At 38.8% G+C, this 12,235-nt stretch carries 8 protein-coding genes; 6 read left to right on the top strand and 2 right to left on the bottom strand.

The annotated features are described in order from the left end of the window. Positions 1–273: 273 nt before the first annotated feature. Positions 274–2,586 (bottom strand): thiamine pyrophosphate-dependent enzyme, encoded by a 2,313-nt coding sequence (locus M5A78_RS04820; RefSeq protein WP_248734142.1) that lies wholly within the window; start codon positions 2,584–2,586, stop codon positions 274–276. Between the two features lie 18 nt (positions 2,587–2,604). After that, positions 2,605–3,615 carry a 2-oxoacid:acceptor oxidoreductase family protein gene (locus M5A78_RS04815; RefSeq protein ID WP_248734141.1) on the bottom strand — a complete coding sequence of 337 codons (1,011 nt, stop codon included), beginning with the start codon at positions 3,613–3,615 and terminating at the stop codon, positions 2,605–2,607. A 689-nt stretch (positions 3,616–4,304) separates the two neighbouring features. On the opposite strand from M5A78_RS04815, the gene M5A78_RS04810 reads away from it, so the two are divergent. The 6 genes from M5A78_RS04810 (at position 4,305) to M5A78_RS04785 (ending at position 12,227) form a co-directional block, all read left to right on the top strand. Further along, positions 4,305–4,532, top strand: a complete 228-nt coding sequence (locus M5A78_RS04810; RefSeq protein WP_248734140.1) for a hypothetical protein — start codon at positions 4,305–4,307, stop codon at positions 4,530–4,532. Positions 4,533–4,677: 145 nt separating this feature from the next. Then, positions 4,678–7,281, top strand: coding sequence for a bifunctional acetaldehyde-CoA/alcohol dehydrogenase (adhE, locus tag M5A78_RS04805; RefSeq protein WP_248734139.1), 2,604 nt, complete (start codon positions 4,678–4,680; stop codon positions 7,279–7,281). Positions 7,282–7,796: 515 nt separating this feature from the next. Further along, positions 7,797–9,155 (top strand): ethanolamine ammonia-lyase subunit EutB, encoded by a 1,359-nt coding sequence (locus M5A78_RS04800; protein ID WP_248734138.1) that lies wholly within the window; start codon positions 7,797–7,799, stop codon positions 9,153–9,155. A 17-nt stretch (positions 9,156–9,172) separates the two neighbouring features. After that, complete coding sequence (gene eutC, locus M5A78_RS04795; protein ID WP_248734137.1) at positions 9,173–10,048, top strand: ethanolamine ammonia-lyase subunit EutC; 876 nt, start codon at positions 9,173–9,175, stop codon at positions 10,046–10,048. A gap of 176 nt (positions 10,049–10,224) precedes the next feature. Next, on the top strand, positions 10,225–11,658 hold the full coding sequence (locus tag M5A78_RS04790) for a sensor histidine kinase (RefSeq protein WP_248734136.1): 1,434 nt from the start codon (positions 10,225–10,227) through the stop codon (positions 11,656–11,658). Continuing rightward, a complete protein-coding gene (locus M5A78_RS04785) occupies positions 11,655–12,227 on the top strand; it encodes an ANTAR domain-containing response regulator (protein WP_248734135.1) in 573 nt (190 codons plus the stop codon). The genes M5A78_RS04790 and M5A78_RS04785 overlap by 4 nt, the downstream gene beginning before the upstream one ends. Positions 12,228–12,235 lie beyond the last annotated feature (8 nt).

Genomic DNA, 12,235 nt, shown 5'->3' with positions numbered 1-12,235 from the left:
ACAATCATTAATTTATATAAAATTGACTCCACTCAAATTCAACAATATGAAGAGGAGATCAAGCTTGCTTATTACCATTTGATAAAAACATGGGGGGATGAAACAGGATACCTTTGCTGATGAACTATTGGAAATGCAAAAGGCATTGGATCGGTACCAATGCCTTTCATCTGTTATTGTGTAAGATATAAATTTGTTAGTACTCTTTTTTTACTCGATTTATTTCCCCTTTTTGTGTAGTTAAAGGGTTCATAGATAATGTTATTTTTACCTCTATAGGTAAGGGCTTTCGTGCTTTGCTTTGAGCCTAATCCAACGGCGCTCTACCTCATCATCAAACATTTTAAGCATGTCTTTGCTGTTTTCTTTTAGTAAATGTTTCGTTTTCCCCATTAGCTTCAGCCACTCTGATACCGCGATCCGTTTGTTTTTATTCTCAGGATCATAGGTAACTGTCGTGAGTCCACGTTCCACCTCATAAAGCGGGAAGAAGCAGGAGTTGACAGCAGCCTCTACAATCGTTTGACCTAATTCATCCTTCGATTTCCAGTTCAATGGACAAGTAATCAAAATTTTACCGTAAACCAAGCCTTCATTTTTAGCATACCACTGGGCCTTAGCTGCCTTTTTTAATAGATCCCTGTCAAACGCTTCTGTTCCTGTAAATACATAAGGAATATGAGTAGCAGCCATGATTTGCGCCGTATCCTTGTGATGAAACGGTTTTCCATTTTGGAAGGAGCCAACATTTGAGGTGCTTGTCATATGTCCCATTGGTGTCGAATAGGAGAGCTGGCTACCCGTATTCATGTAGCCTTCGTTATCATATTCAAGGATGATCATTTTATGGTTCCTTAATGCGGTTCCGATGGCAGGACCCATGCCAATATCCATGCCACCGTCACCCGTAACCATAACAAAGGTAAAATCATCGCTCAGTCCTAAGTCAGTTAATTCACCACGCCGTTTTCTTTCATGAAACATTTCCACAAGTCCTGATAACGTTGCCGAGCCATTTTGAAAGAGATTGTGGATGTAAGTCGCTTTATGTGCACTGTATGGAAAGCCAGTTGTCACAACCATGGCACATCCGGTATGGAATAAAGCAACAATGTCTCCTTCAATTCCTTTAAAGAACAGCTCTAGTCCTGAGAAGATTCCGCACCCTGGGCATGCCCCGTGTCCAGAAGCTAACCGTTTTGGTTTTTTCGTTAAACTCCTTAGTGGAGGGATTTTAACCTTTAGTTCACCAGTATTTTCATCAGGCGTGACGGTGATTAAACCAGTGTTCAAGTCTTCTTTTTTCATTGGGTTCAAGACGCGTTTTGACGCAAATTTCGAGTTGCCGGGATTATGCCCGAAGTAGTCAAATGGCTTTTCAACACAGCTTTTTTCAGCCGCTTCTTGTGCTAATTGGAAAAAGTGTTCTGCGTCATCAGCATAAAAATCTTTGCCGCCCAATCCGTAGATTCGGTTAATTACCTTTGTACTAACATTTCCCGCTGTTTGCAAAGCCGCTTTTAATTCTAGTGCCATGTTTCCACCATGTGCTCCGTATGAGTCGGCACGGTCTCCAACTGTAACCGCTTTTACATTTCTCAAACTTTCAACTAATTGTTTTTGCGGGAAGGGACGAATCATATTTGGAGAGATGACACCGGCTTTTATCCCCTGTATGCGGAGCCGGTCGGCTACATCCTTGCAAACCTCGGCGGCCGAATTCAACATAAACACTGCCACGTCTGCATCATCCATGCGATATAAATCAAGAATAGGATATTCACGCCCGGTTAATTCGGCATATTCTTTCGAAATTTTTTCGAAGACCTGCTCTGCTTTATACATGGCTTCCGATTGTTGATAACAGTTATTAATGTAGTCGGGTTCATTCATATAAGGACCTATTGTGACTGGATTCTCGCGATCTAATGCATGAGGGAAGTTCGCATTTGGCTCGCCGATAAACTTCTGTACATCTTCTTTATTTTTCATCACATCGACCCGTCTCTTTTGATGGGAGGTGAAATAACCGTCGAATGAGACGATGACGGGTAGTCGGACTTCAGGATCTTCCGCTAGTTTAATCGCGATAATGTTCATATCATAGACGATTTGCGGATCACGGGCCATTAGGATCGGCCATCCGGTATTTAACGCGAAATATAAATCGGAGTGATCTCCATGAATATTTAATGGTCCGGATACGGAGCGGTTGACCAAATTTAACACCATTGGAAATCGAGTTCCCGATTGAACAGGCAACTGCTCTAGCATATAGAGAAACCCATTTGCACTTGTAGCGTTAAAAACACGTCCGCCGCCAGTCGAAGCCCCGTAGCAGATACCGGCTGATCCGTGTTCTCCGTCAGCAGGGATCAACACGATATCATGCTCGCCTTTGGCTTTCATCCCATCAAGGAACTGGGCAACTTCTGTTGAAGGAGAAATCGGAAAATACCCCATAACATGATAATTAATTTGGTGTGCTGCATAGGCAGCCATTTCATTGCCGGATTCAAATACGACACTTTGCTCAACCGTTCCATTTGGAATGGTTAACTTTTCTTGGCTTAAATCAATGGACATGAAGAATCCGTCCTTTCCTTAATTTTGAATGGCCAAATCAAATAGATGTGGCACACGATTCTTGTCTGCGTAGCCGTCATTATATTCTCTTTCTCCTGTTAATGCATCAACAGGACAAGCATGGACGCATTTCAAACAGCCTTTGCAATATTGGTAGTCAATACCTTGAAGGAACATTTGCGGTCGGCCCCGTTTGTCTTCTTGTTCTTCCCAAACAAAGCAAAAGTCTGGGCACGCGGTATCACAGGCTGCACAATTAATACATTTCTGTTCATGAAAATGCGGCAGCATTCCGGCACGTGAAATGCTTAAATCCTTTAATATACTGTTTCCTGGATTTGTGATGGTACCGCCAATGGCATGAGTTTGATAACCGAGCAGCGGTTCTGCTCTAGAAAATGGTTTATGTTCGATTACATCATCAAACGAATATGTTTTGAATTTTACTTCATTGTACCCGCGTTCAAACGTCCGGATATTGGGTTCCACAAGGTGTGGATACTTCGACTCAAACGTCCGGCTAATTGTTTGTTTCATAGAATCAGGGTCTAAGAAGTCCAAGATCCGATAAAGCGCTCCCAGCATAGCGGTATTGACTTTTGTTTGTTCTTCTAATGCAATTCCTGTTGCATCAACGATGGCGATTGTTCCGCTAGGGATTTTCAAGTCATTCTTCAGTTCGTAAGGGGATTTTTGTGAATTCACTAAGATGGTGCTGTCTGGATAAATCCCGCTTGTACAATCAATAGTTTTAAAAAGGGCATCATGGAATATGCCTACTACATGTGGACGTTCAATTGGTGTGGTGTCTCTGATGTTTGTAACGGGATCGCAAAAACGAATATGCGCTTTTACAGGGGAGCCTTTTTTCTCTGATCCATAGGATGAAAAACCGACTCCGTTTAGTCCGTTTCCAACAACTCCATCCTCAGAAAGCATTTTTCCAGCTAAATTAGCTCCCAACCCGCCGATCGATTCAAGACGAATCTCAAAAAAACCTAATTCATTGCTTTTCGGCATTTTTGACAAAAGTATTCCTCCCATCAGTTAAAGGTCTCAATGTTACTGAGATTTAATTTTATGAATTTTCTAAAAATGATGCATTTTAATTGTAACAGGATAATAAAACAATTACAACAGATTATTAAGTTAAGAAATAATAATAGCGTACTAACGCTTATAAAGTTACGGTTATCAGAAATAATTTTAGCATCAGTATCTATTAAACTTACAAATTGATATAGTACAGTTAGGATTTGTTGTATAACAAAATGAGAACTAATCGGAGTTTTTAATAGTAATTAAAAAGGTTGAAAAGGGATTTATAGAATCACATGCGTGGAAGGATTTTTAAACACTAAGATATTTTCAAGATACCTGCGAGTTCATATCAGATTATTCTAAACTATAAAAAAATACGTACCGATATTTTTTTATATCAGCTCACGGCATTTCAATCTATAAAGAAGCTACAATATTGGTGTTTGGCACCACCTGGGTTGTTATAACAATATAACATAAATTTTGTAAACGTTTCCTTTTGTGTAGAAGATGATAATTATTAATTAATGTTAACTTTGGCAGTAAAGGCTAATATAAGGGAATTGTACTATTTTTGATAAAAATAATCACAATTCAAAGATTGTTCAATATTTCACAAACTATTATTTGAAACTCGTGTTATGATGAATACATAAAGAAATAAGGAGTGATAAAACATGATGGCTTGTGAATGGAGAACCTTCTCTACAGATTCTGAAACTTATACACTTGAGGTGTTTGAAGAAACAGTGGGCGACGAATTTGAGGCAATGATGTTTAAAGAAAATGAAAATATTCCAGCATATATTTGGACGATCAATTACGTGATCATAGTAAAAAGTTATTCAAAAGTACTAACGGATATTTCATTTGAAAAAATTCCTAGAAATCCCGTTTGCGATTAAAAACTTGTGAAACGTAAATATTCATTTTTTTTTCTTCAACATGTGAAATGTTTCACAAACTTTTTAAAAAATGTTAATCCTTAGTTTTTATATGTATTTTTGTAAAGTTCTTCACCATTTTTTTTAACCAATTGGAGGGATAATCATGGCTTTGGCAGAAAAAGCAATGATAGAAAAGCAGAGTGTTATACAAATGGTTGATGTTTTAGTGGAAAATGGTCTAAAAGCATTGGAAGAATTCCGCAGCTTTGACCAAGAAATGATTGATGAAATTGTCATGAAAATGTCCTTGGCCGGGCTTGATCAGCATATGCCGCTTGCAAAACTTGCGGTTGAAGAAACAGGCAGAGGCGTTTATGAAGATAAAATCATTAAAAACATGTTTGCGACGGAGTATGTCTATCATAATATCAAATATGATAAAACCGTTGGCATCATAAATGAGAATGAACATGAAGGAATCATTGAAATTGCTGAGCCTGTGGGAGTTATAGCGGGGGTGACGCCTGTCACAAATCCAACTTCAACTACGATGTTTAAAGCACTCATTTCGATTAAAACAAGAAATCCGATTGTTTTTGCTTTCCATCCATCCGCACAGAAATGCAGCAGTGAAGCGGCTAGGGTACTTAGAGATGCAGCGATAATGGCTGGGGCGCCAGAAAATTGCATTCAATGGATTGAAACGCCTTCACTTGAGGCAACACAAGCTCTGATGAACCATATGAAGGTTTCGATGATTCTTGCCACAGGTGGTGCGGGCATGGTTAAATCCGCCTACAGTTCAGGAAAACCTGCCCTTGGAGTTGGACCAGGGAATGTCCCTTGTTATATTGATAAAACAGCTAATCTGTATCAAGCAGTTAATGATCTAATCTTATCAAAAACATTTGATAATGGGATGATTTGTGCCTCAGAACAGGCTGTCATTATAGATAAAGAAATTTATGATGATGTAAAAAATGAAATGATTGCAAACAATTGTTATTTTTTAAATAAAGAAGAAATAGAAAAGGTTGAAAAATTAGTCATTAATGAACATTCCTGTGCTGTAAACCCTGATATTGTTGGAATGGCTGCCTCAAAAATTGCGGCAATGGCAGGCGTAAATGTCCCTGAGGATACAAAAATTCTTGTTGCTGAATTAAAAGGAGTAGGACCTGGTTACCCGCTTTCGAGAGAAAAATTAAGCCCCGTACTAGCTTGTTACAAGGTTAGTGGTCTTGAGGAAGGATTAAAGAGAGCTGAAGAAATGCTAGAATTTGGTGGTTTAGGGCATTCTGCGGTTATTCACTCTACTGATCAAACCGCGATTAAGAAGTTTGGCTTACGAATGAAAGCAGGGAGGATTATTGTAAACGCGCCATCCTCACAAGGTGCTATCGGTGATATTTATAATGCCTACATGCCTTCCTTAACACTTGGCTGCGGCACATATGGAGGCAACTCTGTTTCCACTAACGTGGGTGCGATCCATTTAATTAATATTAAAAAAGTGGCTAAAAGGAATGTCAATATGCAATGGTTTAAGGTTCCGTCTAAAATTTATTTTGAAAAAAATTCCATTCAGTATTTAGCAAAAATGCCTAAGTTATCCAAAGCCTTTATTGTTACTGATCCTGGAATGGTGAAATTAGGCTATGTTGATAAAGTTCTCTATTATTTAAGAAAGCGTCCGGATTATGTCCATTGCGAAATTTTTTCAGAGGTGGAACCTGACCCTTCGATTGAAACCGTCTTGAAGGGGGCAGAAATGATGGCTAAATTCCAGCCTGATGTCATCATTGCTCTTGGCGGGGGTTCAGCAATGGATGCTGCTAAAGGAATGTGGTTGTTTTATGAACATCCTGATGCTGAATTCTTTGGACTTAAACAAAAATTCCTAGATATTCGTAAACGTATTGTGAAATATCCACATTTAGGTGAAAGAGCACAATTCGTAGCTATTCCGACTACTTCTGGAACAGGATCTGAGGTAACGTCATTTTCCGTTATTACCGATAAAGAAGCAAATATGAAATATCCGCTTGCCGATTATGAATTGACACCAGATGTAGCAATTATTGATCCGCAGTTTGTTATGACGGTGCCTAAGACGATTACAGCAGATACTGGAATGGACGTTCTGACTCACGCCATTGAAGCTTATGTTTCCTGTATGGCCAATGATTATACAGATGGACTCGCCATGAAAGCCATTCAGCTCGTATTTGAATATTTGCCAAGAGCCTATCGAAATGGAAGTGACGAATTAGCTCGCGAAAAAGTGCATAATGCATCAACGATTGCTGGTATGGCCTTTGCCAATGCGTTTCTTGGCATAAATCACAGCCTTGCGCATAAGCTTGGGGCAGAATTCCATATCGCTCACGGAAGAGCGAATACAATTTTGCTTCCACATGTCATTCGCTATAATGCAACCAAACCGAAGAAGTTTACCGCGTTTCCGAAATATGCCCACTTTGTCGCTGACAAGCGCTATGCGGAAATTGCGAGAACATTAGGTCTCCCAGCTTGTTCAACGGAAGAAGGCGTAGAGAGCCTCGTTCAGGCCATTATTAAGCTAGCTCATGTGCTTGAAATCCCTATGAGCATTGAAGCAAATAATGTGGAGAAAGAACTATTCGAAAGCAAAGTAGATTATCTCGCTGAACGAGCATTTGAAGACCAATGTACAACTGCAAATCCAAAACTTCCATTAATATCAGAATTAGCTGAAATATATCGTCAAGCATTTAAAGGAGTTTAACTTTTGAGGTTGAAACGAATAAGTAAGTAATTTACTAACCATACAATTTAAAAAAAACATAGCTACAATAGGGTGTCAGGTAACCATCGATAATTAAGTGGTTACCTGGCATTGTTTTTTGGATTTAGAATTATTTCGTAAATTTAAATAGAAAAAAAAGTTGTCTCCGCCCTATTTTTCAGACGAGATCGGCAAAATTTGATTGAGCTGGACGGGCACTATCATGGGAATATTCAAATGAATCATAGATTTAAATATGGGGAGTTTTATTGTTTAAATTAACAGACAATTCAGTTGAAAAATATTAAAAATTCTATCTTTTCAAACATCATCTTGTTATAATTAATATTAAGTGAAAATGCTAGGTGAAGGCGCCTTACTTGTTAAGTCATTCTTATGGCTTATACGAGTAGGGCGTCTTTTTGTCTTGAAATGCTTCCATAATTGCAACCGCTTTCCAGACAGTTTATTCAAAGCGATACAAAGGATTTTCAAGACTGAAGGGGGGAAGAAGCTTGTTTACATGTACGGTTAAAAATGAAAGGTTCCAGTTTCATTCGATTCGTGAGGTTTTAGCCAAGGCAAGTGAAGAAAAATCAGGAGATAAAATGGCGGGTATTGGTGCTCAGTCTTACCTAGAACGGATGGCAGCAAAAGTCGTTTTAAGTGAGCTCACATTAAAGGAGATTTATGAGAATCCTGTTATTCCGTATGAACAGGATGAAGTCACAAGAATTATTTATGATGATCTCAATCAATACATTTATCAAGAAATAGCAAATTGGTCGGTTGGAGAATTAAGAGAAAATATATTATCACACAAAACAAATTCATCTGATTTATTTCGAATTTGCAAAGGCTTAACAAGTGAGATGATTTCGGCTGTGGCAAAACTAATGTCGAGTATTGACTTAGTGATGGCATCTCAAAAAATTAGACCAACTGCTCATTGTAATACAACGATTGGAGAACAGAGGCGTTTGGCCTTTCGTTGCCAACCTAACCATCCAAGCGATAACCCTGAAGGAATTCTAGCATCCATGAAAGAGGGTTTGTCATATGGATCTGGCGATGCCGTGATTGGTGTGAACCCGAATAATGATAGCGTAGAGTCAGTTTCACGGATATTACATATGACCCACGAATTTATCCAAAAATGGGAAATTCCAACACAAAACTGCGTGCTTGCCCATATTACAACACAAATGCAAGCGTTGAGAAAAGGGGCGCCGATTGCGCTTATGTTCCAAAGCCTTGCTGGAACACAAGCAGCCAATAATGATTTTGGTGTTTCAAAGGCCATATTGGATGAAGCATATGAATTAATGGCGAAATATGGCACATCTACTGGGCCCAATCAGCTTTATTTTGAAACAGGCCAAGGATCAGAAGTATCACTTGACGCCCATCTTGGGATTGATATGCAGACTCTTGAAGCGAGAACCTATGGCTATGCACGCCACTGGAAACCGTTTATGGTTAATAATGTTTCAGGCTTCATTGGACCGGAAACCATTTATGATGGCAAACAAGTGATTCGTGCGGATCTTGAGGATCTTTTTATGGGGAAATTACATGGACTTCCGATGGGGATTGCTCCAACATATACGAACCATATGCAAGCTGACCAAAATGATCAGGAAATTGCCGGTATGCTGACAGCACTTGCCAGTGCAAACTTCTATATGGGTGTACCTGGCGGGGATGATGTCATGCTTAGCTATCAAGATACAAGCTATCATGATGATGCTAGCTTAAGAGAAATGCTTGGTCTTCGTCCATTACGGGAATTTGAACTGTGGTTGGAGAAAATCGGGATTATGGAAAATGGACGCCTCACCGAGCGGGCTGGAGATTTATCCATTTTTAAATAAGAAAGGAGGAATTACTGATGGATATACAGGCGATAGTTAAACAAGTGCTGGAAGAATTGAAAATGGCAGAACATAAGAATTCAAGTCAGTTATCAACACCAAACAACAAGGAAAAGGTAGAAGAAATAGTTCGGAGTCTAGTTTTTGAAAAAGAAAAGGTTGTCAGAGTAGACAGTCCGATAGATCGTGAAACAATTGAAAAGGTTCAATCGATTACTCCCGCAAGAATTGGTATTGGACGGACCGGAACTCGCATGAAGACAAGGGAATACCTTGATTTTCGTATCGATCATGCCGCTGCGCAAGACGCCGTATTTAGAGGGGTTTCTGAGGAGTTTTTAACAGAAGTGAAGCTTCCAGTCCTCCAGTCTAAATCGGAATCTATGGATGAATATTTAATGAATTTAGATAGTGGACGCCAGCTTAATGAGGCTTCAAGAAAATGGGCTGAAAAGAATCTTTCGAAAAACAAACAAGTACAAATTATTGTTTCGGATGGACTTAGCTCATCTGGGATCGAAGCGAATATTCGGGATTTACTTCCAGCGCTGATTCAAGGATTACAGGTGAAAAATATTTCAATTGGCGAAACTGTTTTTATAAAAAGAAGCCGTGTATGGATCCAGGATGAAATAGCATCCATTACCAATTGTGATGTAGTCATTTCTCTTATTGGCGAACGGCCTGGCCTAGCTACTTCAAAAAGTATTAGTGCTTATCTTATTTATCGTCCAAATCAAGACACAGTCGAAGCAGATAGGACGGTTATTTCTAATATCCACGATGGTGGGATACCGCCTGTTGAAGCTGGGGCATATTTAGCTGATTTATTAGCAGATGTTTTACAGCATAAAGCAAGTGGAGTTATATTGACCCAATTAAAATTGAATTAGCTTTGATCGAATTCTGGTGTTAGCCTGCACTATTCTTAATATTCATCTGATACCATTTAGAATCTATCATCTTCTTAAAATGTCCAGACCGTCACATTATTGACAAAATTCGCAAATGTCTACTATAATATTTCATATATTCTGTCTTTCTACACCTTTTAGGAGAGATCTAACAAATGCACTACAATATGGTTGAGGAATTATGTACACTTCATACGAATCTTTCGGATGAAGACGTTCAAAGAATTAATGAGATTGTGGTAACATTGCCGTTAATTGCTGACTTAAATAAAGCAAATGTTTTCGTGGATTGCCCTACAAAAGAGGGGAAGCATGCAATTGTCGTGGCAGAAGCTGCACCTACAACAACTAAGTCAGTCTATAAAAAACCGGTTGTAGGAAAGTTGGTCTATGAGGCTTTTGAACCTTCTGTTTTCTTTACATTAAGAACAGGTAAGCCGATGTTTCTTAATCGGGCATTGACTCAAGAAGGAAAGACAGTCGATCAAAGTGTGGTCCCAATTAAAGCCAGTAACAATCGTATCATTGGGACACTTATTATGGAAAAGGATATAAGTGAACAGGTTCGATATCAGCAAAAAATGGAAGCGTTATCAGAAGCAACAGAAACGTTAAGTGAAATTCTCATTGGCATGACCGAGGGTAGATCCATTATTCCGGAGGTAATTGAAGAAGCATTATTCTTTATTGATCATGAAGGGAAGGTTCTTTATTGCAACCCTGCAGCTACAAATTTAACCCAAGAAATAGGAGAAGGGAATTTTAAGCCGGGGGATTTGCTTGTCCAATATTTCCCAATTATCAAAAAGATTCTCAGTGATCCAGAAGAACTATTAGTTAGAGAAGTAAATATATTGAATAAAGTTTTTCAAATAAAAAAAATTACACTAGGTCAGCAAGAGAAATCAAATGGTACCTTTGTGATTTTTAAAAATATTACCGAATTAAGGGAAAAGGAAAGAGAGTTAATTGTTAAATCAGTAGTGATTCGTGAAATTCACCACCGGGTAAAAAACAATCTGCAAACAGTGGCTAGCTTGTTACGCCTGCAAATACGGAAGGGTCTGCCGGAGGAAAGTAAAGTCCACTTTGTGGAAAGTCTGAATCGAATTGCCAGCATTGCATCAGTATATGAAATTATCCTTTCTAACTCAAGTGTTGATGATGTTGATATTTATAGATTAATAGAGAAAATTGGCAACATGCTCGTATTTGAAGCAGAGCATGAAAATAAAAAGGTCAGCATCTCTTATTCAGGACCGCCTCACCTCCTAATTAAATCTAATAAGGCCGTTTCCGTGGCATTAGTGATTAATGAATTAATTCAAAATTGTGTCAAACATGCTTTTAAATCCATGAATGAAGGAAAGATTTCGGTCCTGTTCGCGCAAAATGGCAATGAAATTGAGGTCCAGGTAATCGACAACGGCGAAGGATATTCACCTAAATCGAAAGATTCATTAGGTTTGGAAATAGTAGGGATGATGATTGAGCACGATTTATCCGGTCATTTTTCGATTGAACCTGCGGAAACAGGGACCATAGCCTTAGTTAGATTCCCTATTGATAGGGAGGTGGTTGAGGAGTGAAAAAGCGAATCATGGTCGTGGAGGACGAGTCTATCGTCCGCTTAGATGTTGCAATGATGCTAGAAGATGCTGGGTACGAGGTGGTCGCCCAAGCCGGAGATGGAGAAAAAGCCATAGAACAGGCCTTTTTATTGGAACCTGATTTGATTATTATGGATATAAAAATGCCAAAATTGAATGGGCTAAAGGCAAGCGAAATTATTTCAAAAAGAATGAACACACCAATCCTGCTTTTAACTGCATACAGCCAGCGTGAGTATGTGGATAAAGCGAAACAAGCGAATATTATGGGTTATTTAGTGAAGCCGATTAACGAAGACAATTTAATACCGGCGGTTGAAATAGCGTTAAGGCAAGCTGAAAATGCAAATGCATATCGAGAACAAGTAGAAGTTATGAACAAACAACTTATGGAAAGAAAAATGATTGAAAAAGCAAAAGGAATCCTCATGCAGAAACTTAATCTGCCTGAAGAGGAAGCTTTCAGGAAAATGAGAAAAGTCAGTATGAACAAGCAGGTTACAATGGAAAATGTTGCGAAGAAAATTATTCTAAAGTATAACGCTTAAAACACTTA

Source organism: Neobacillus rhizosphaerae, from assembly GCF_937468385.1.
GTDB classification, from domain to species: domain Bacteria; phylum Bacillota; class Bacilli; order Bacillales; family Cytobacillaceae; genus Neobacillus; species Neobacillus rhizosphaerae.
Note: the sequence above shows the minus strand (reverse complement) of the source record. Positions and strands in the feature narration are given on the sequence as shown.

Excerpts from the sequence above, each read along its gene's own strand:
- M5A78_RS04820 (WP_248734142.1), bottom strand. The coding sequence starts at position 2,586 with ATGTCCATTGATTTAAGCCAAGAAAAGTTAACCATTCCAAATGGAACG.
- M5A78_RS04790 (WP_248734136.1), top strand. The coding sequence starts at position 10,225 with ATGCACTACAATATGGTTGAGGAATTATGTACACTTCATACGAATCTT.
- M5A78_RS04810 (WP_248734140.1), top strand. The coding sequence starts at position 4,305 with ATGATGGCTTGTGAATGGAGAACCTTCTCTACAGATTCTGAAACTTAT.
- eutC (WP_248734137.1), top strand. The coding sequence starts at position 9,173 with ATGGATATACAGGCGATAGTTAAACAAGTGCTGGAAGAATTGAAAATG.
- adhE (WP_248734139.1), top strand. The coding sequence starts at position 4,678 with ATGGCTTTGGCAGAAAAAGCAATGATAGAAAAGCAGAGTGTTATACAA.